The sequence below is a fragment of the Microbulbifer maximicatervae (SeqCode) genome (assembly GCF_052467695.1).
In genome coordinates, this window is record NZ_CP174320.1 from 342,712 (window position 1) to 362,432 (window position 19,721).

A 19,721-nucleotide genomic window follows, 5' to 3' on the forward strand; every position below is an offset into this window, starting at 1 on the left:
TCAAAAGTGAACTCTGCGCCGCTCAGTGCCAACAGCCATCAACAAGCCAAATCCGGCCATCAATGTAATCAAGGATGTCCCGCCGTAACTAATCACTGGCAAAGGCACCCCCACCACCGGCAACAATCCTGTAACCATACCAATGTTTACAAATACATAGACAAAAAAAGTGAGGGTAATACTCCCCGCCAACAGTCGGCCAAATACGTGCTGGGCCATAAAGCTGATGTAAATGCCGCGGGAAATAATCAGTACATATAGCAAAAGCAGCAACAGGGCGCCGCGCATACCCCACTCCTCCGACAGTACCGCGATAATAAAATCGGTATGGCTCTCCGGCAGGAAATCGAGCTGTGACTGGGTTCCCTGCAGGTAGCCTTTGCCGTAAACACCACCGGAGCCGATAGCCGCTTTGGAGTTAAATATATTCCAACCAGCACCAAAACGGTCATCATCTGGGTTGAGTAGGGTCAAAATTCGCTGCCGCTGGTAATCGTGGAGCCCCCAGTGCCAAATTGGATAGGCAGCAACCAACAGCGCCATTGCTGCCGCACTGATCATCTTCCAACTCAACCCCGCTAGATACAGGGCAAAAAGACCGGACGCCGCAATCAGGATCGAAGTCCCCAAATCCGGTTGCCGTACGATAAGAGCTGCGGGAATCGCCACAATTGCCAAAGCTCCAATCACTGTGGTCAGTGATGGCGGCAAACGGCGTTGATGCAGGTAAGCTGCCACTGCCATGGGGACACCGAGCTTCATCACTTCCGATGGCTGGAAGCGAAATCCGCCTATCTCCAACCAGCGCTGTGCCCCCATCGCCTTGGTGCCAAAAAACAATACCCCAACCAATAGCGCACAACCGGCCAAATAGGCCCAGGGGGACCAGCGCCGATAAAAATCCAGAGGAATTTGCGCAACGATAAACATGCCCACGAAGGCCACGCACATAAAAATCGACTGGCGCCGCACATAGTTCATATCACCGCCAGAAGCGCTGTACAGCACTCCAAGTCCTACGGCGGCCAACACCAACAACAGCACCAGTAGCGGTATATCAATATGCAGGCGGCGTGAGAGACTGGCCGGTTTGCGCAGACTGCCGTGGGCATCTGACAAACGGTGGGAGAAATCGCGACTAGCCATTGCCAGCCCCCTCGCTCAAATAAGTGGTATCCGCCGTCTTCTGCGGTTCCAACTGCGGGCGTGACATCCACTCCGCAAATAGCTCTCTTGCCACCGGAGCAGCAACCTTGCCGCCGCCCTCGCCATTCTCGACCAGCACCGAAACAGCGATACGGGGGTTATCCACAGGCGCGAAAGCCACAAACAGGGCGTGGTCTCGGTGGCGCTCTTGCAGGGCCTCTGAGTCATAGCGCTCCCCCTGGGCAATGCCGACCACCTGAGCGGTTCCGGACTTACCCGCCACGCGGAAATCCAGATCTTTACCAGCCCGTTTCCCGGTACCGGTACGGTGGTTGACTACAGCCTCCATTCCCTCGAATACCAAATCCCAGTGATCAGGGCGGGCCTCGAGGTTGTGCAGTATCTCGGGGGGTTGCTCCACCCCGTTGATCGACTTGACCATCTGCGGGCGGTAGTGGGTACCGCGATTGGCAATCGTGGCAGTCATTACTGCAAGCTGCAGTGGCGTCGCCAACACAAAACCCTGTCCCAGCACCGCATTCAAACTGTCACCGGGAAACCAGGGCATACCGCGGGCACCGCGCTTCCAATCTCTAGAGGGAAACAACCCGGAGCGCTCCATGGGCAAGTCGATTCCGGTCTTTGTCCCCAGGCCAAAATGGGAGGCGATGCTGTGCATATCATCAATATCCCAGCTGTGCGCCATATCCCAAAAGTAGACGTCACAGCTCTGCGCCATGGCCTGTATCAGATCCACTTTCTCACCGTGCCCCCAGCGCACATGGTCACGGTAGATGCGCGGATCGTTGGGCAGCTTGTAAAAGCCCGGGTCCTTGACCGTACTCTCTCGGGTAATAATGCCCGCCTGGAGTCCACCCAGCCCCATCAAGGGCTTTAGAGTCGAGCCCGGTGGATACTGACCCTGCACCGCCCGATTAAAAAGTGGCACGTCGAGGGAATCGCTGAGGGCGCGATAGTCGGCAAAGCTGATGCCGGTCACAAACAAGTTGGGGTCGAAGGACGGCTTGCTGACAAACGCCAACACACCACCGCTATTTACATCGATCGCAACTACTGCACCGCGGCGATCTCCCAGGGCATCAGAGGCGACTTGTTGCAGCTGAGCATCCAGGTTGAGCACCAGATCCGAGCCCGGTTTGGGGTCCCGGCGCTCCAGTACTCGTAAAACCCGACCACGAGCATTAATTTCGACATTTTCATAACCGACCTCTCCGAGCAGGAGATCCTCGTAGGAGCGCTCCAACCCCACCTTACCGATGCTGCGGGTACCGCGATAGCGGCGCACATCATCCTCGGTAAAGTTACTCAGGTCGCGGTCACTGATTCGCCCCACATAGCCCACACTGTGGGCAAATAAATCCCCGAGGGAGTAGTAACGCACCAACTCCGCCTCCACTGACACCCCAGGCATACGGAATTGATTAACACTGATCCGTGCGATTTCATCTTCGTTCAAACGAAACCGGAGAGGCACTGGCTCATAGGGGCGCCGGCGCTTGAGGCGTTTCTGGAATTTGGTGACATCATTTTCATCGAGTCGCACCAGGTTACCGATCAGCTCTAAAGTGGCATCCATATCGCGAACGCGCTCGCGAACAATCGACAAGTTATAACTGGCGCGGTTATCGGCTAGCAAAATGCCGTTGCGGTCATAGATCAATCCGCGGGTCGGCGCGACCGGGCGCACCTGGATACGGTTCTCATCAGATTGAGTGCGGTAGTCTTCGTAATTAACCACCTGGAGGTTGTAGAAACGCGCTACGAGAACACCCAGTAAAAAGATAACCCCCACAAGCGCCACCAACATACGATTGCGAAACAATCGCTGCTCGGTATGGGGGTCCTTGAGATGGTAATCGTGCGGCATCAGAATTTATTCGATGGTTTTTGACTGGCGTGCAAAAAATCTAATTCCCTACATTAACACAGAGCGAGTCTGGAGAGAGAACCGAGTCGGCAAATCTCTCCGCGACTTATCGCAAATGCTTTATTTGTGGTAGGGATGGCCGGCCAATAATGTCCAGGCCCGATAAACTTGTTCAGCCAGAACCACTCTCACCAGCGGGTGCGGCAAGGTCAGAGGGGACAGAGACCAGCGCTGGCGCGCACGGGCGAGGCAGTCTTCGGATAAACCGTCGGGCCCGCCAATTAACAGGCTGATATTTTCCCCGAGCATTTGCCAATCACTTAATTGCGCCGACAACTGCTCGGTACTCCAGGGCTTGCCTTTCACATCGAGCGCTACCACGTGGTCCCGCGGTCCCAAAGCGGCGAGCATCGCCTCGCCCTCTTTTTTTCGCGCTTTTTCAATCAGGGCTGCAGAGCTCTTTTGGCCTCGTTGGCCGAGTGGAATTTCCACCATTTCCAGAGCAATTTCCCTGGGCAGGCGCTTAGCGTACTCGGCGTAGCCCTCCTGCACCCAAGCCGGCATTTTTCCACCGGCGGCAAGAATGCGGATTTTCACAGCAATTAACCCTGGTGCGGATCACTGCCATCGGCATCGTCACGGGTATTCGGAGTCATAGACCAGAGTTTTTCCAGGTCGTAGAAACCGCGAACATCTGCGAGCATCACGTGAACAACCAAGTCACCGTAGTCGACTAATACCCACTCGCCCTGGTCAACACCTTCAACACCAATGGGGCGAATACCTTCTTTTTTCAGCTCGTCTACAACGTTCTCTGCCAGGGACTTAACCTGGCGGCTGGAAGTACCAGTACAGATCAGCAGATTGTCCATTACATCTGAAAGCCCGGAAACATCCAGGGAAACAATATCCTTACCTTTCAAATCTTCCAGCGCATTGAGAGCGATATCTTTAATATTTGTCATAACACCTTGATTCATTGCGGGTCGCCTGAAGCAACCTCTGTATAAAGTCGATGATCTTCTATGTACTGCAACACAGTTGCGGGCAGTAAATAGCGTGGCGACTGGCCACTTTTAATTAATTCGCGAATTTGCGTCGCGGAAATTGGCAACATGGTCTGCTCCCGCAACAGCAGGCAACCACATGCTCGTGTATGCAAGCCTGCAACCGTGCCCCGATGATTCTCCAGCAGTTCTGCCAGAGGGCCATGCTCTTCGCTATCGCGATCTGGCAGGTGCCAGCCCGGCCTTGTTACCACCACCAGATGTGCCAGCTCCAAGAGGCGCTCCCAGCGGTGCCAGCGGTGCAGACTCAATAGGGAGTCCAATCCCATGCAGAAACTGATGGAGGTTTCACCTCCCAGTTCACTGCGCAGCTCCTCCAGGGTATCTACCGTATAAGTAGCTCCGCCACGATGGAGTTCTCGCTCATCCAGGGTGAGCTCATCACACCCCTCAAGCGCCAGAGCCAGCATTTCGCTACGCTGGCGGGACGATACACCTGGCGTCTGCCGGTGGGCAGGCTGGTGGCTGGGTAGCAGGCGCATTTCATCAAATTCGAGCACCTGGCGCAGCTCCAGCGCCATGCGCAAATGACCGAGATGAATCGGATCAAAGGTTCCGCCAAACAGGGCCAACTTATGCCTTTTGCTCGCCACAATTATTTCTCGTACCCCCCGCACTCGCTGCCCCAAAGGGAAAAGTGCTTATTGCCGGATATGGCCATCTCCGAACACAATCCATTTTTGCGAAGTGAGCCCTTCCAGGCCAACCGGGCCGCGGGCGTGGATTTTATCAGTACTGATACCAATTTCCGCCCCCAAGCCGTACTCGAAACCGTCAGCAAAGCGGGTTGAGGCATTAATCATCACTGAGCTGGCATCCACAGCACTCATAAAACGGCGGCTGCGACTGTAATCCTGGGTGACAATTGCCTCGGTGTGGCCGGATCCGTAACAGGCAATATGGTCCATAGCCGCTTCCATATCCGCAACAACACGCACAGCCAGAACCGGGGCAAGGTATTCCTCACTCCAGTCATCTTCTGTCGCCGCTACACAGTGAGCAATGATTTCACGGGTCCGGTCACAACCGCGCAATTCAACCCCTTTGTCTTCGTAGGCACCAGCCAAGCGCGGCAGTATATCCGCCGCAACCATCTCGGCAACTAAAAGTGTTTCCATGGCGTTACAAACACCATAGCGATGGGTCTTGGCATTGAGGGCGATATCGAAAGCTTTGTCCAGGTCAGCCCGATCATCGATATACACATGACAAACACCGTGCAGGTGTTTGATTACCGGCACCCGGGCTTCGCGACTGACCCTTTCAATCAAGCCGGTTCCGCCCCTGGGTACAATCACATCCACATATTCCGGCATAGTGATCAGGGCACCCACCGCCGCTCGATCGGTGGTATCGACAACCTGCACCGCCGTTTCCGGCAAACCCGCTTCGCGCAAGCCGGCGGTAATACAGGTGGCAATTGCCTTGTTCGAGTGCAGCGCTTCACTGCCTCCACGCAAAATTGTGGCATTGCCGGATTTTAAGCACAGGCTCGCTGCATCAATGGTCACATTGGGCCTGGACTCATAAATAATGCCCACCACCCCTAGGGGCACACGCATTTTGCCCACTTGAATACCGCTGGGGCGATAGCGTAAATCTTCAACTTCTCCCACCGGGTCGGGCAGCTCTGCCACCTGCACCAAGCCCTCGATCATGCCATCGATGCGGGCATCGTTAAGCTCCAGACGATCCAGAAGAGCCGCATCCAGGCCGCGCTCGCGACCGGCCTGCATATCCAATGCATTGGCCTTCAGTAAAGATACTCGCTGTGTCTCCAGTTGGGCAGCGATGGCTTTAAGAGCATTATTTTTGGTGGAGGTATCCGCAGCAGCTATCTGTTTGGCGGCGGTACGGGCTGCGCGCCCCATTTGTTCGAGCTTGGCGCGAGTGGATTGCTGATCAGCGGTGTCTGTGGCGGTCACTTGGCTCTCCGTGCAAAATCCGGTCGGCCGCGCAGTATAACCCAGCGAGACCCGGTTGAAAGTGCCGATTACCGGGCCCCACAGCTTTATATCTAGCTATTCCCGCGCCCAACGGTCCAGGTTCTCGGCAATGGTTGCAAGCCGAATAAGAGGATCTTCTACCGCTAGCAAGTCGGTGCGAACCTTATCTTCCAATGGCAGAAGCTGAGCCAATTGCCAGGATAGTGAGTCCGCAGACTCCACCGGCTCAAATTTAAGTGATAGCGTCTGTGCCCGCTCCTTCAACTCCTCCAACACCGACAGAAGACCATCGCAATCCGCTGGAATCGGCTTTTCATCTTCATCTGGTATCCATTCCACGTCCCCCAGAAGCAAGTCATCTTCTGCGCGACGGGTGTGGACAATGCGAAAGCGACGCCGACCTTTCACCTCCACATTTAGCAGCCCTCCCTCGCCCTGCCCCCAATCCACGATGTCGACATAAACACCGAGAGGCCATACTGAAGCGCGCCCCACTTCGCCCCCGGAGCGAATCAAAACAATGCCGAAGCCACTATTGGTTTTCATGGACTCACTGACAAGGTGAATATAGCGCTGCTCAAAAATCCGCAGGGGCAAAGTCACGCCGGGGTATAGAGGGACACTCAGGGGAAAAAGGGGTATCTGTTGCAAAGTCATCACTCATTATTTTTTGTGTGCCCTAAAGATAACATCGCCCTAGGGAACTCTGCGGCAGGTTAAGAGACTTTTTACCGCCAACCGGTTGGATTGCGAGCAAGTTTTTCCACTTTGCGGTAATTGTCGCTGGCAAGCCCAACACCCAGCCTTTAAGCTGCTGCGGTAAATTGACCAAACGGAGATTTTTCATGCCTACAGCAACCGCTCGCCATATCCTGGTTGAAAATGAACAGCAGTGCCAGGACCTGAAACAGCAAATCGAGAACGGCGCTGACTTCGGTAAAATTGCCGAGCAGTACTCCCAGTGCCCCTCTAGCCGTTCCGGCGGTGACCTGGGCTCTTTCAGCAAGGGAATGATGGTTCCCGAATTTGACAAGGTCGTATTTTCCGAAGAGCTGCATAAGGTACATGGCCCAGTCAAAACCCAGTTTGGCTACCACTTGCTGGAAATTACCAGCCGCCAAGACTGAGTCCCGACTGTTAAGCAGACATAAAAAAGCCGGGGTTATCCCGGCTTTTTTTATATTTCAAATTCCTTCGCTTCAGGCGCTGGGCGCCTCCTGCATCGGTGCCTCGGGCTCAACTTTATCAGCTTGCCTCTGACGACCGAGGGGCTTGAACATCACCAGCAACAGGGGCAGAAGTGTCAGGGAACCCAACAGTGCGGCGGACATCGCCAGCGCGGTGAGGAGACCGAAATAGATCGACGGAACAAACTTCGACAGCGCCAAAATTGAGAAACCGACAATAATCGTGATCGCAGTGTAGAACATGGCACGACCAATCGTCGCATGGCTGCGATGCATGGTCGCCAGATAATTGCCATCTTTGGCAAACTCCGCGCGGAAGCGATACAGGTAGTGAATCGCATGGTCCACCCCGATACCCACGGTAATCGCGGCGATAGTGATGGTCATCATATCCAGCGGAATACCCGCGAGCCCCATACCACCAAGTACCACACAGGCCGCCAGCATATTTGGCACCAGTGCAATCAGAGCAATCCACAGAGAGCGGAATAGCACCAGGAACATCAGCAGGATTCCGACAAAAACAGCACCCAGGGTCAGGATCTGGGATTTAAACAGGCTCTGTAACATATTGTTGTACAGAACCAACAGGCCGGTCTGATGAACATTCTCTGGAGCTATGCCCATCTCATTGTGAGCGTAGTTGTAGATACGCTGGATCAGCTCATCGCGACGCAGGGTGGGGTCTGTCTCCATCACTCGCAGGGTGATACGAGCCTGGTTGTTCTCCACAGATAAATAGGGGGCTACCAAAACGGAGCGAATTTCGGCCGGCAGGCTGGTATTGGCCACCGCCAGCTCAAAGTCATTGAGGGGACCGCCATTCAGATCCACGGCAACTTTATACAGGGTCGCCAGAGATTGAACCTTGCCTATCTCCGGCTGCTCCTCCAGGTAATCATGCAGCTGCTCCAGCTTTGCCAAACCGGCAACCGTAAACCAGTAGCTCTGCTCCACTGACTCCTCTTCACCGCCAAATGGATCATCGGAGGCAAAGGGGTCCTCTTCTACAGCGAAGGGATCTTCCTCTCCTTCCATCGCAAAGGGATCTTCTTCTCCCTCGAAAGCTGCCTCCTGCTCCTCGGGCTGATCCAAGATAATATCCAGGGTCACAGTGCCACCCAGGCGGCGGTCAATCACCAGCATGCCCTGATAAATTTCCGTGGAATCATCGAAGTAATCGATAAAGCGGTTTTCCACTTTCAGCTGGGATATGCCCACCACACTCACGACGGCTGCCAGCAGTGAAATACCTAGCACCACAAACTTGTGGCGCTCGGCAAAGCGGGAAAACTGCAGGGTAAATGCGTGGGAGTTATCTGCACTCACACTGCCCACACGCTTCGGCAGCACCATCAGGAAACTGGGAATAATCAGGAACGACAGCAGCAGAGCCACGGTCACACCCATTGTCATCATCCAGCCAAAATCGATAACCGGGCGAATGCCGCTCACCACCAGGGACACAAAAGCCACGATGGTGGTCAGTGCGGTATACAGGCAGGGCTTGGCCATAAAGCGCACTGTCTGCAACACCAATTTTTCAAGATCCCAATCCGGGTTCTGGGCAATATATTCCCGGTAGCGCACCGCCAGGTGGATGGTAATTGCCAAGGTAATAATTAACAGCAGTGCGACAAAGTTGGCCGAGATCACTGTCAGTCGCCAATCCAGCCAGCCGAGTAGCCCCAGCATCACCACCGCAGTGGTAACACAAGTCATCAGCGGCAACAGCACCCAGCGCGGCTGGCGGAAAATCAGCAACAGAGTAATCACGATAAAAGCGAGAATCCCCACACCGAATACCAGCAGGTCGCTCTTAATAAACGAAATCATATCGGCGGTAATCATGGTGACACCACCGAGGAACAGCTCCGCTTCGCCGTTGTAGCCAGCCAGAATTCCGCGCACGGTATCGACGCGCTGGTGGGCAATTTTCTCTTGCTCAGTACGGTGGGCCAGATAGACCGCGCTGATCTCCTCCAGGCGAACGGCCTCTTCCGGAGTCAGCCCCTCTGTATTGCGCTTGCTGCGCAAAGCATCCCGCTCGCGCACCATCTCGATGCCGCGGCTATCCAGTCTCAGGTTCGCCAGAATGGCGGTCGTCTGCCCGTCCGGACTCAGGATCAACTCCCGATAAATCGGACTGGAAAGGAACTCTTGCCGGGCCATATCCCGGTCGACATCGGGCCTGGAGAGCGTGCGCACCTCATCGCTGATATCGGTGAGAACCAGCTTGGGGCTGTACAGCAGTGGGACATCGAGAATGCTCTGCACACTGGACACACCATCTACCTTGGCCAATTCATCCCGCAACTTGCCCAGGGTTTCCAGGGACTCATCACTGAACAGGTCCCCAGTCTTGGAGCGGTAAGTAACGACCAGGAAATCGCCACTGGCATAGCGCTCGGAAATCTCGCGGAAATAATCCAGGGATTTATCAGCTTCCAGAGTGAGGGAATCGGCAGAGGCGTCGATCTTCAGGCGGGACAATCCGAGGGCTGCCAGCAGGGTTAACAGGCCGATAACCACCAACACCGCAGCGGGCCGCTTGGTCACCAAGTATTCATAAGACTTCTGTAAAGCTGACAGCATAAATTTCCGCTTCTTTCCAAACTAAAAACTGGCCGCATTGCGGCGCGCATATTGTTCGCCTATGCGATGAATTAGCAAACCTAAAATTTGCCACCGCACCGTTTTATTGGAACTTTTTTCAGGGATTGTCGATATGCCCCAGGTCGCGTTCGGGAAACAGGGTATCCCTGACGCGACGTTTGAGCTCCTTAGCACCGGGAAAGCCACCGTCACGCTTGCGCTCCCAGATCAAAATTTCGCCAATCCGAATCTCGAATACTCCCCCAGTACCCGGTTGCAATGCAACCTGATTGAGGTCATCGGCGAAAGTGTGCAGCAATTCCTGGGCCATCCAGGTGGCTCGCAACATCCAGTTGCACTGCACACAGTAGTGAATCGTAATACTCGGTTTTATCTCATTGCCCATCCTGATCTCCCCAGCTGGGCAACAGCTTCTGCTCAATGCCCAGTTGGTCGAGCAGTCGAGCCACCACGAAATCCACAATATCCTCCACAGAACTGGGCCTTTGGTAAAAGCCAGGGCTGGCCGGCAGGATCATGGCCCCCATGCGGGTGAGTTTCAGCATATTTTCCAGGTGAATCTCTGAGTAAGGCGCCTCGCGGGGAACCAGAATGAGCTGGCGGCGCTCTTTCAGGGCTACATCCGCAGCCCGCTCAATCAGGTTGTTCGATGCTCCACAGGCCACCGCAGACAAGGTGCCACCACTTGCCGGGCAGATCACCATACTGGCTGGCGCCCCGGTTCCAGAAGCCACCGGGGAAAACCAATCGCGCTTGCTGAAAAGGGTCAGCTGGCCTTCCTGCGCGGCAAAACGATCGGCGAGGAAATTCTGCAACTCGCGCTCATCGCCCTCCGGCAACTGCATATCAGTTTCGGTGTTGATGACCACCTGAGCCGCCTCAGACAACAGCAACCACACGCGCACATTCGATGCCAGCAGGCATTGCAACAGGCGCAAACCATACTGAGCGCCGGAGGCCCCGGTCATAGCCAGGGTCACGGTCTTTTCGAAAGAGGATTGATGCAAAGTCGATACCTTATTAAGCCCTGCGAGCATAGGACTGCGCAGGAAACATTAGTCTTCTGACTTAGAGATCGTATTTCTGTTCCAGGGCACCGATAAGGCGCTGGTGGATACCGCCAAAGCCGCCGTTGCTCATCACTACGATATGGCTACCGGAATCGGCTAGCTGCAACACAGATTCCACACCATCTTCAATCGAATCAATAGTTTTGGCCGGCACCGATGAGTGGTGGGCGACGTCTTCCAGGGACCAGTTAACTCCCTCAGGCTGATACCAGAGCACCATATCGGCTCCGGAGCAGGAGTCGGCCAGCTTGCCCTGGTGCACTCCCATACGCATGGTATTGGAACGCGGTTCAATCAGGGCAATGATTTTATCCTCCCCTACCTTCGCCCGCAGACCATTGAGGGTGGATTCAATCGCGGTAGGGTGATGGGCAAAATCATCGTAAACACGGATGCCGGCCACTTCTCCCAGGCACTCCATACGGCGTTTAACCCCCTGGAAGCGTGCCAGAGCTGCCGCACTCAAATCTGGGGTGACACCCACATGCCGCGCCGCAGCCATAGCCGCGAGGCCATTTTGCACATTGTGCTGCCCGGTCAGGTCCCACTCGACCCGCGCCACAGCTTCGCCTTTGAACTGAACCGTAAAACTGCTGCCATCGGCGGCAATATCCACTGCGCACCAATCACCCACTCGCACACCTTCGGCAGACTCGCTGCCAACCCGCTGCACTTCACTCCAGCAGCCTTTATCAAGCACCTGCTCTACATTCTCTTCGGCAGAGGCCACTATCAGGCCGCTAGCAGGCACAGTTCGTACCAGGTGATGGAATTGTTTCTGGATTGCCGCCAGGTCCTCAAAGATATCTGCGTGGTCAAATTCGAGATTGTTGATAATCACCGTGCGCGGGCGGTAGTGCACAAACTTGGAACGCTTGTCGAAAAAGGCAGTGTCATACTCATCCGCCTCAACAATAAAGAAGGGAGACTCTCCCAAACGAGCAGAGACACCAAAATTAGCCGGGACCCCACCGATCAGGAAGCCGGGCTGCATATCTGCCGCTTCCAGAATCCAGGCCAGCATACTGGCGGTGGTGGTTTTACCGTGGGTTCCGGAAACCGCCAATACCCAGCGGCCACCCAGGAAGTGATCGCACAACCACTGGGCGCCAGAGGTGTAAGCCAACCCTTTTTCCAGCACCGCCTCTACTGCCGGATTCCCCCGGGACATGGCATTGCCAATAATCACCAGGTCCGGGGCGGGCTCCAGCTGTGCGGGATCATAGCCCTCGGTAATTTGGATACCCGCCTGTTGCAACTGGGTGCTCATAGGTGGATAAACATTGGCGTCACTGCCGGTTACGCGGTGCCCTTCCGCCACCGCCAGTTGGGCCAAACTGCCCATAAATGTGCCGCAAATACCTAGAATATGAATATGCATAGCGGAAAAATGTACTCCTACGGGTTGCGGCGCAAGCTTAACACGGCAATTCGGGCCAGTAATTGCCAAATACCCCAGTTACCATGCAATTTACTCGCTATTCCATTAGACTCCGCCCCCGCATTGGTCGGCCTCATCCCCGGTACGGTGGTAGGAATTTTCCCGAAAGGGTCGACACCCGATACGAGCTCCCGGTTATCCCCACTGGCACAAATGTTTAAAACTAGATGCGAGGCGGACTACCGGATCGGGATACTTCTCTATATCTCTATAAGCACAGGATAACCATGTCGAAAAAGAACGCCTTTTATGCGCAGTCCGGTGGCGTTACCGCCGTGATCAACGCATCCGCCTGCGGCGTAATTGAAGCTGCGCGTGAAAACCCGGACCAGATTGGCAATGTCTACGCAGGGCTAAACGGTATTCTCGGCGCGCTGCGCGAGGAGCTGATCGACGTGAGCCAAGAGAGCGCAGAGGATATTGCTGCACTGCGCCACACCCCTTCCGGTGCCTTTGGTTCCTGCCGCTATAAACTGAAGAGCCTGGAAGAGAACCGCGCAGAATACGAGCGCCTGATCGAAGTCTTCAAAGCGCACAATATTGGCTACTTCTTTTACAACGGTGGTGGAGACTCCGCAGACACCTGCCTGAAAGTATCCCAACTGTCCGAGACCATGGGTTATCCAATCCAGGCCATCCATATTCCCAAAACTGTGGATAACGACCTGCCCCTGACCGACAACTGCCCGGGCTTTGGCTCCGTTGCCAAATATGTTGCCGTTTCCACCAAGGAAGCGGCCATGGACGTGGCCTCCATGTGCGCTACTTCCACCAAGGTATTTATTCTCGAGGTGATGGGCCGTCACGCGGGCTGGATTGCCGCTGCCGGCGCTCTGGCCCAAGAACAGGAAGGCGATGCACCCCACATTATCCTGTTCCCGGAAATCGCTTTCGATAAAGAGAAGTTCCTCGCCAAGGTACAAAAGACCGTAGACGAGAAAGGCTACTGCGTTATCGTCGCCTCCGAAGGCGCCCAGTACGGCGACGGCACCTTCCTCGCCGATGCCGGCACCACCGACGCCTTTGGCCACAAGCAGTTGGGCGGTGTTGCACCGACCCTGGCCAACATGGTCAAAAGCGAACTCGGCCTGAAGTACCACTGGGCCCTGGCAGATTACCTCCAGCGCGCCGCCCGCCATATCGCTTCTGCTACCGACGTTGAGCAAGCCTACGCCGTAGGTCGCGCCGCAGTGGAAATGGCTGTAGCAGGCAAAAATGCCATTATGCCAGCCATTATTCGCGCAGAAGGTGAAGAGTACAGCTGGTCCATCGCAGAGGCGCCACTGTCTGAAGTCGCCAACGTAGAAAAATTTATGCCGCGCGAATATATCAGCGAAGATGGCTTTGGAATTACTGAAGAGGGACGCAAGTACCTGCTGCCATTAATTCAAGGCGAGGATTACCCTCCCTACAAAAATGGCATTCCCCAGTACGCCACCCTGAAAAAGCAGCTGGTGGAAAAGAAGCTGGGTACTGATTTCGAAGCTTAATAGAAACGATTGCCAGTCTCCCAAAAGCCTCCGAGTAAAATCGGGGGCTTTTTTCTGTAAACGCCTCTACGCAGACTCCACATCAGACCAAACCGCAAATTCATTGCCGCAAGGTTCCCTAAAATGGAAGCGCCTGCCACCGGGAAACGGGAAAATTGGCTTGGCTATTTCGGCTCCGCATCGCGTGACCTTCTCCAGGGTACCCTCCAGGTCGCGGCTGTATAACACCACTAATGCAGATCCATTTTCAGTAGTGCTCTGCAACTCTGCCTTGAAAAAGCCACCATCCAATCCAGCATTTGAAAAAGCGGTGTACTCCGGACCGTAATCGGTAAAAGTCCAATTAAAAGCCTCGGTAAAGAATGCTTTTGTCTTACCCAAATCCCTGGAGGGCAACTCAATATAATTAATTTTCTCGCACTCTCTCATAAGCTCACCATTTTCCTTATTTTTCAATTTTCAGGCTGTAGGTCGCACAGGGGTATTCACCACCCGAAAACTGCCATTTGCCAGCGCTAGTGGCCGATCCTGATAGAGAATAATGGCGCGATCCATCATCTGTACAAAATCGAGCATCGCATAAAGGATCACACCTTTTCGCCCCTGATATATATCAGGCCGATAAATCAACGCCGCCATCCTATCGTCCATGGCTTCATAGGTATATGAAGCCTCCCCAACTAACTCTCCCGACGCCGTAACATAACAATGTGTCGCGGTTTCATAGGTTACCGTGTGGGTAGAAAGGTCGGGGAAATCACCTTGTTTTGAATAGTGTGTGCCGGTCCATTCCAGGCTTAAACCTTCCAATGTCTTAAATGCCTGCAAACTATGTCTCCCCCAGTGGTTTAATAGCTTCGCCGATCACTAGTAACTGATTTACCTGAAGCAATAAAACACACGCTGACTGAAAACGACACTCCTTGCATTAAATATTTATCTATTTTGATACGTCTCCGATAGTCCCCAATGATACCTCAATACTCCAGAAAGACATCTTAGGCACTTTGCTCAAGTCTTTTTCCAATTCAGGGATCGGGCACGCACAAACACTTTCCCCTCCAATGGTCCATATAAAAAAGATTTTAATGACTCGCAATGGAGCCTTGCCGGGCTACCAATATGAAAACGAGGAAGTGAAACACTCGGGCATATACCCACGAAGGTAAAGAAGAAAAATACGCAATTAACGCGGGGAGGAAAGAAAACGGCCGAATATCTCTTGCCTTAATATCCGACCGTTCAATATGTGGAGTTAATTATTTATTGTTGTTGATATCCATCTCAGTGCCAAAACGGCTTGCGAATCTCAATTTCACGGTAGGCTTTATCTTCATTACCGAAATCGTCTTTCACAGTCAGGGTAATTTCATAACTACCACCGGTGGCATAGCGATGCAGTGCCATGGGGCCGGAGCGGCTGGTGCCATCACCAAAGTCCCACTCATAGCTCAGGTTACCGTCACCATCGTAACTACTGCGCTCTTCAACCCACACCCAGCGCAGGAAACTGTGCACTTTAAAGTCAGCCTGAAGCTCAACAACTTCATCAACCTGTACAAGCTGCTCAACGGTGGAGATCGCTCCCCGGTCGTCCTCAACCTGGAGAATTACAGAATAAGTGCCTGCTGCATCGTAGCTATGACTGGGGTTTTGCTCAGTACTGGTAGTGCCATCACCAAAATCCCAGGCCCAGCTAACGATAGTGCCATCGGTATCGACGCTGCTGTCGAAGTAGTTCACTTCGAAGCCTTCAACACCCCACTCAAACCCGGCAACCGGCTCCTGGTTATCTGCCCCCAGGTCCAACTCAACCACAAGCGGATCGTGATCTGAAGCGCGGAATGCATCAGTCGAGTAGAAACTCTCCACCTGCTCATCGGTTTTATTCTCGATGTTGTAATCCAGCACCCGAGGCTCATCGGCATTGATATGCCAATCGGCCGCACCTGTTACCAGAGGAGCCAGTGATTCACTGGCGAGAGCGTGATCCAAGTAGCCGGACTCACCGCTGTAAACATAGGAGTAGGCTTCTCCTTCACCGAAAACCTCCAACAAATCAGCGTAGCCAGCGTCCTTTAGAGTGCTAATTGGGTTTTCGCGGGCATAGCTATTGAGGTCACCGAGCACCAGAACACGATCGGTGCCGCTACCTGTCGGGTCAGAATCAATCCATGAAACCAGGGCATCTGCGGCTTCGGTGCGCAGCGAGTTCCAGCAGCCCTGTCCATCACCCAGATCATCGTTCAAACTGCCATCGTCAGGACAACTTCCCTTTGATTTGAAGTGATTGACCACCACGGCCAGCTCTTCACCACTTGATAGTTCGGCAAAAGCTTGTAGCAGTGGTTGGCGGTTACCGTCATCAAAGGGATAGCTATCAGTTGTCGCAGCAGCGCCTACAGGCATTACCCGATCGCTGCGATAAATCAGCCCCACAGAAATTTCATCGGTGCCCAGTTGAGTCAGGTCTGGATTAATAAATTGATAGTTTTCACTGCCAGTAGCCGTGTTAAGGCCATTAATTAAATCCTGAATAGCACTTTCTGAACCGTAGCCATCGTTCTCAATTTCCATTAAGCCAACTACATCGGCATCCAGGTCTAAAATAGCGGAGATAATTTTATTTCTCTGGCGCAGGAATTCTTCTTCAGTATCAGCCCCACGGGAAGTAGGGAAACCGCCGCCATAACCATCGCCATTAAAATAATTCAGAACATTAAAGCTGGCGATCTTTAAACTGCCCTTACCCGGTAATTGTGGAGCGCTTTCACGCAGGTTGGCAGCAACAAATTCTGGCGCCTCCACGGGATGTACTCGGTAGGCGCTGTAGCTATACCCCATTACACCGCGCAATCCCTCTACCGTATCGCCATTGCGTAAGGTATTACTGGCACTGAGGCCAGAGACCGGGTATGGCACCGCTTCCGGGTTCTGCACACTGGAACCATCGTCCAACACAATCCTGTTAAGATCGTTTGCACTTTCCTGTGCTACGGCTGCAACCCCAGGCTCATTGTTGTGGGTGGGAATATAGAGACGGCCATTGGCCAGGGTGACTTCACCATAGCGCCCCAGGTTATAGTGGTCATTCACCATCAGGGCTTGCGGGAACTCAACCAACATCCCCTCGTATTGCTCCTGCTCTTCAGCAGAACTAAACGGCAGGGAGACTTCCTCGGCAGTCACACTGTAGCCGCTACCGCAAACCGTAACGCCATCTACCTCATCTAACTCGGTAAAGTCATAGTATTCAGTAACCACACCACCGACACGAACCAAATCCCCGACTTGCACATCTACACCGAAGCCTTTGTCGTGTACAAACAGTCCCTCAGAGGTATTGATCTGGCCATCCTGATCACTGTCTTCCTCTTGCAGGAAGAAGCCGGAAAGGCCGGTGCTGGTATCTTGGAAATCACCAACAACAACGGCTTCAATTTCGTGGCGCTCATTCTCCAGAGCGCTTTCAAACTCATCACCCTGAACCTGGCTGATTAACGTAGAAGTATCTCCGCAATCGCCGAGAACAACATCGTCATCACCGCCGTCATCTCCGCCACCAGTGCCGTCTTCGCTGTGCCAACCGAGGTTGGAAAAGTCGTCCTGGCCCAAGCTGGACCACTGCGCAGCAGGGTCAAAATCCGTGCTGCCATCAACACGACCTTCACTCACACTCCAGTTGCGAGTTAAGGTTTGGTTCTGGGTACCCAGACTGCTATCGCCCCATTGGCTACCGGGATCAACACCGATCTGGCCGATAACATCCACATATCCATTGGGGCCACTCAGGGCAACCGCATCATCCCCATTAAACAGGCCGCTGGTATAAATCTGATCGGCTACTGACAGGATTGAGGAGTCAGCACTGGCGTGGGCGAATACGTAAACATCGCCGTCTGCCAAGCTGCCACTTAGGGCGATGATTGAAGCCGCCGCAGAGGAGCCATTGAAGTAAAGTTCAATGCTGTAGCTACTGAGGTCAACCGCTGCACCCGTGCCATTGTAAATTTCAAGGGCCTTATTGTTGCTACTGCCCTCGATATATTCAGAAATAATGAGGTCGCTGGCTTGGACCTCTTCAGCCAAAAATGGTAACCCCAGGGCTGCAAGGGCAGCCAAGCCAATCTCTTTCATAATGTTCTCTTCACTCGTACCTGACACAGATCACGCGGCGCAAAGATTGGCGGTTAATTCCTAAAGTTCGATGAATGAAATATGAAATTTAAATTTCAGCTCTTTGTTCAAAAATCCATTTCACACAGAACCCGCCAAACTCGCCACACAATGCAAAAAAAGCGCCAAAGAATTTGTACGGGGTGATGAATAGCGGCAAAGAAGCTTGAAAAGTTCGCCAAAAGTTATATAGTCACTTATATAAGTGCTTATGGAACAGCTTTTATGAAATACAACAGCCAACTGGGGACTCAGCTTCGTCACATTCTGGAATTACTGGATGGCGATGTAGCAGAGAGCTATAGGGCCTGTGGCCTGGAGAATTACAAACCCCGCTACACCCCGATAATGCGTGCACTTATCCACAAGAGAGATATCACCATTAGTGAGGTGGTAGCGAGCACCCACATTTCCCAGCCCGCAGTGAGTCAAACTGTAAAAGACATGATTAAGCAAGGGCTGGTACAGACCTCTTCTGGAGAGGATGCTCGCCAGCGCAAAATACGCTTGACCCGCAAAGGCAGTGCGTTGATACCCAAGTTAAAACAGCAGTGGATAGCAACTCTGGAAGCTGAGCAGTCCCTCAATAGCGAATTACCGACAGAACTATCAGAGCTGCTCAATCAAGCAGTTCAAGCTTTAGAGAAACGTCCTTATTTAGAGCGGATACAAGAAAATCTATCAATAGAGGCTACATAAATATGAAACGCCAACTCAAGATGAGTTTAGCGGTATTAATCAGTTTTTTTTCCATGTCTATCGCGGCAAGTTCCGGCGCAATGAGTTCCTGCCAGTTTGAGACAGGCCCGGTTATTAAAGCTGCTGCAGTAGCTATTCAGAAGCACTATATATTGGAGGAAAAAGGACAGGCGCTATCCGCTCAACTCAATAGCCTGGCAGAATCCAAACACTTTAATCATCTTTGTAGTGACTACCAACAATTAGCCAGCGCACTTACCAAAGAAATTCGCACCCTTTCCGGTGATAAGCATTTCTATATAGAGCATATAGATAACCAAAAAGAAGCCCACAATTGGATTGAACAGTGGCAGGCTGAAGCGCCCAGCAATAACTACGGCGTTAAGAAAATTGAGATTCTTCCCGGTAACATTGGCTACCTTTCCCTCTCTTCTTTCCACACCTATAAAAATGCCCACCAAACCCTCGCTGCGGCTTTCACCCTGCTTCGCCACAGCGAGGGCCTAATACTCGATTTACGCAGTAATGGCGGCGGAGACGAAGAAACCGCCAATGCTGTTCTGCAGTCATTTATTGACCCCCATTCTCCCTTTCCCTTTGTTATTGAAAGCCGCAAGGGGAGAGAAATACCGAAACGTATTTCACCTCAACCCTGGCCCACCTATGGGAGTGACAGACCAATGGTCATTCTGATTGATGGGAGATCCTTCTCTGCATCTGAGAGTACCGCCTTCGCACTACAACAGCTGGGCCGAGCCACGATTGTCGGTAATGCCAGCGCCGGTGGGGCACATATGATGGAGTCCCCCAAATCCCTCCCCTATGGCTTTGAAATCGGTATCCCAGATAAACGCCCGGTTTCTACGATTGCCGGCAGCCGCCCCAATTGGGAAGGACAGGGTGTTATCCCCGATATTGAAGCCGGCCAGCAGGAGATCATTCAAATCGCATTAAAAGTAGTGGCAGAGGCCCTATAAGGCTCCCTTTACTTTGCT

Annotated in this window: 18 protein-coding genes; 4 read left to right on the plus strand and 14 right to left on the minus strand. The window is 53.2% G+C overall.

Annotation, left to right across the window (positions count from 1 at the left end; translation table 11 throughout):
• From rodA to ACJJI8_RS01575, 7 genes are all read right to left on the minus strand, one after another.
• The gene (rodA, locus tag ACJJI8_RS01545) at positions 1 to 1,146 is read right to left on the minus strand and encodes a rod shape-determining protein RodA (RefSeq protein WP_444934043.1); all 1,146 of its coding nucleotides are present in this window, start codon (positions 1,144 to 1,146) and stop codon (positions 1 to 3) included.
• Positions 1,139 to 3,034: a penicillin-binding protein 2 gene (mrdA, locus tag ACJJI8_RS01550; protein WP_444934044.1), complete on the minus strand. Its 1,896-nt coding sequence runs from the start codon at positions 3,032 to 3,034 to the stop codon at positions 1,139 to 1,141. Before mrdA ends, rodA begins: the two co-directional genes overlap by 8 nt.
• Before the next feature lie 120 nt (positions 3,035 to 3,154).
• Positions 3,155 to 3,631, minus strand: a complete 477-nt coding sequence (rlmH, locus tag ACJJI8_RS01555; RefSeq protein WP_282931467.1) for a 23S rRNA (pseudouridine(1915)-N(3))-methyltransferase RlmH — start codon at positions 3,629 to 3,631, stop codon at positions 3,155 to 3,157.
• Between the two features lie 5 nt (positions 3,632 to 3,636).
• Complete coding sequence (gene rsfS, locus ACJJI8_RS01560; protein WP_413663146.1) at positions 3,637 to 4,014, minus strand: ribosome silencing factor; 378 nt, start codon at positions 4,012 to 4,014, stop codon at positions 3,637 to 3,639.
• On the minus strand, positions 4,011 to 4,694 hold the full coding sequence (nadD, locus tag ACJJI8_RS01565; protein WP_444934045.1) for a nicotinate-nucleotide adenylyltransferase: 684 nt from the start codon (positions 4,692 to 4,694) through the stop codon (positions 4,011 to 4,013). The genes rsfS and nadD overlap by 4 nt, the downstream gene beginning before the upstream one ends.
• Before the next feature lie 48 nt (positions 4,695 to 4,742).
• Positions 4,743 to 6,026: a glutamate-5-semialdehyde dehydrogenase gene (locus tag ACJJI8_RS01570; RefSeq protein ID WP_444934046.1), complete on the minus strand. Its 1,284-nt coding sequence runs from the start codon at positions 6,024 to 6,026 to the stop codon at positions 4,743 to 4,745.
• A gap of 96 nt (positions 6,027 to 6,122) precedes the next feature.
• A complete protein-coding gene (locus tag ACJJI8_RS01575; protein ID WP_444934047.1) occupies positions 6,123 to 6,698 on the minus strand; it encodes an LON peptidase substrate-binding domain-containing protein in 576 nt (191 codons plus the stop codon).
• A gap of 194 nt (positions 6,699 to 6,892) precedes the next feature.
• On the opposite strand from ACJJI8_RS01575, the gene ACJJI8_RS01580 reads away from it, so the two are divergent.
• The gene (locus ACJJI8_RS01580) at positions 6,893 to 7,174 is read left to right on the plus strand and encodes a peptidylprolyl isomerase (RefSeq protein WP_282931463.1); all 282 of its coding nucleotides are present in this window, start codon (positions 6,893 to 6,895) and stop codon (positions 7,172 to 7,174) included.
• A gap of 72 nt (positions 7,175 to 7,246) precedes the next feature.
• Here the strand turns inward: ACJJI8_RS01580 and ACJJI8_RS01585 are convergent, their stop codons facing one another.
• The 4 genes from ACJJI8_RS01585 to mpl form a co-directional block, all read right to left on the minus strand.
• On the minus strand, positions 7,247 to 9,829 hold the full coding sequence (locus ACJJI8_RS01585; RefSeq protein ID WP_444934048.1) for an efflux RND transporter permease subunit: 2,583 nt from the start codon (positions 9,827 to 9,829) through the stop codon (positions 7,247 to 7,249).
• Between the two features lie 118 nt (positions 9,830 to 9,947).
• The gene (locus ACJJI8_RS01590) at positions 9,948 to 10,235 is read right to left on the minus strand and encodes an Rdx family protein (RefSeq protein WP_282931461.1); all 288 of its coding nucleotides are present in this window, start codon (positions 10,233 to 10,235) and stop codon (positions 9,948 to 9,950) included.
• Positions 10,225 to 10,887 (minus strand): flavin prenyltransferase UbiX, encoded by a 663-nt coding sequence (locus ACJJI8_RS01595; RefSeq protein WP_444934049.1) that lies wholly within the window; start codon positions 10,885 to 10,887, stop codon positions 10,225 to 10,227. Before ACJJI8_RS01595 ends, ACJJI8_RS01590 begins: the two co-directional genes overlap by 11 nt.
• A 31-nt stretch (positions 10,888 to 10,918) precedes the next feature.
• Positions 10,919 to 12,301 carry a UDP-N-acetylmuramate:L-alanyl-gamma-D-glutamyl-meso-diaminopimelate ligase gene (gene mpl / locus ACJJI8_RS01600; RefSeq protein WP_444934050.1) on the minus strand — a complete coding sequence of 461 codons (1,383 nt, stop codon included), beginning with the start codon at positions 12,299 to 12,301 and terminating at the stop codon, positions 10,919 to 10,921.
• 287 nt (positions 12,302 to 12,588) lie between these two features.
• On the opposite strand from mpl, the gene ACJJI8_RS01605 reads away from it, so the two are divergent.
• The gene (locus tag ACJJI8_RS01605; RefSeq protein ID WP_282931458.1) at positions 12,589 to 13,851 is read left to right on the plus strand and encodes a 6-phosphofructokinase; all 1,263 of its coding nucleotides are present in this window, start codon (positions 12,589 to 12,591) and stop codon (positions 13,849 to 13,851) included.
• Between the two features lie 66 nt (positions 13,852 to 13,917).
• On the opposite strand, the gene ACJJI8_RS01610 is transcribed toward ACJJI8_RS01605, so the two are convergent.
• The 3 genes from ACJJI8_RS01610 to ACJJI8_RS01620 form a co-directional block, all read right to left on the minus strand.
• A complete protein-coding gene (locus ACJJI8_RS01610) occupies positions 13,918 to 14,280 on the minus strand; it encodes a VOC family protein (protein ID WP_413663152.1) in 363 nt (120 codons plus the stop codon).
• Positions 14,281 to 14,310: 30 nt separating this feature from the next.
• The gene (locus ACJJI8_RS01615) at positions 14,311 to 14,679 is read right to left on the minus strand and encodes a hypothetical protein (protein WP_444934051.1); all 369 of its coding nucleotides are present in this window, start codon (positions 14,677 to 14,679) and stop codon (positions 14,311 to 14,313) included.
• A 456-nt stretch (positions 14,680 to 15,135) separates the two neighbouring features.
• Positions 15,136 to 17,988 carry an ExeM/NucH family extracellular endonuclease gene (locus ACJJI8_RS01620; protein ID WP_444934052.1) on the minus strand — a complete coding sequence of 951 codons (2,853 nt, stop codon included), beginning with the start codon at positions 17,986 to 17,988 and terminating at the stop codon, positions 15,136 to 15,138.
• A gap of 264 nt (positions 17,989 to 18,252) precedes the next feature.
• Here ACJJI8_RS01620 and ACJJI8_RS01625 point away from each other — a divergent pair, with 264 nt between their 5' ends.
• Positions 18,253 to 18,726, plus strand: a complete 474-nt coding sequence (locus ACJJI8_RS01625; protein WP_444934053.1) for a MarR family winged helix-turn-helix transcriptional regulator — start codon at positions 18,253 to 18,255, stop codon at positions 18,724 to 18,726.
• A 2-nt stretch (positions 18,727 to 18,728) separates the two neighbouring features.
• The gene (locus ACJJI8_RS01630) at positions 18,729 to 19,703 is read left to right on the plus strand and encodes a S41 family peptidase (protein WP_444934054.1); all 975 of its coding nucleotides are present in this window, start codon (positions 18,729 to 18,731) and stop codon (positions 19,701 to 19,703) included.
• Positions 19,704 to 19,721: the final 18 nt, after the last annotated feature.

Coding starts and splice junctions, on each gene's coding strand:
- mpl (WP_444934050.1), bottom strand. CDS start 12,301: ATGCATATTCATATTCTAGGTATTTGCGGCACATTTATGGGCAGTTTG.
- ACJJI8_RS01605 (WP_282931458.1), top strand. CDS start 12,589: ATGTCGAAAAAGAACGCCTTTTATGCGCAGTCCGGTGGCGTTACCGCC.
- mrdA (WP_444934044.1), bottom strand. CDS start 3,034: ATGCCGCACGATTACCATCTCAAGGACCCCCATACCGAGCAGCGATTG.
- rodA (WP_444934043.1), bottom strand. CDS start 1,146: ATGGCTAGTCGCGATTTCTCCCACCGTTTGTCAGATGCCCACGGCAGT.
- ACJJI8_RS01630 (WP_444934054.1), top strand. CDS start 18,729: ATGAAACGCCAACTCAAGATGAGTTTAGCGGTATTAATCAGTTTTTTT.
- ACJJI8_RS01620 (WP_444934052.1), bottom strand. CDS start 17,988: ATGAAAGAGATTGGCTTGGCTGCCCTTGCAGCCCTGGGGTTACCATTT.
- rsfS (WP_413663146.1), bottom strand. CDS start 4,014: ATGAATCAAGGTGTTATGACAAATATTAAAGATATCGCTCTCAATGCG.
- ACJJI8_RS01590 (WP_282931461.1), bottom strand. CDS start 10,235: ATGGGCAATGAGATAAAACCGAGTATTACGATTCACTACTGTGTGCAG.
- ACJJI8_RS01580 (WP_282931463.1), top strand. CDS start 6,893: ATGCCTACAGCAACCGCTCGCCATATCCTGGTTGAAAATGAACAGCAG.
- ACJJI8_RS01595 (WP_444934049.1), bottom strand. CDS start 10,887: ATGCTCGCAGGGCTTAATAAGGTATCGACTTTGCATCAATCCTCTTTC.
- ACJJI8_RS01585 (WP_444934048.1), bottom strand. CDS start 9,829: ATGCTGTCAGCTTTACAGAAGTCTTATGAATACTTGGTGACCAAGCGG.
- ACJJI8_RS01610 (WP_413663152.1), bottom strand. CDS start 14,280: ATGAGAGAGTGCGAGAAAATTAATTATATTGAGTTGCCCTCCAGGGAT.
- ACJJI8_RS01625 (WP_444934053.1), top strand. CDS start 18,253: ATGAAATACAACAGCCAACTGGGGACTCAGCTTCGTCACATTCTGGAA.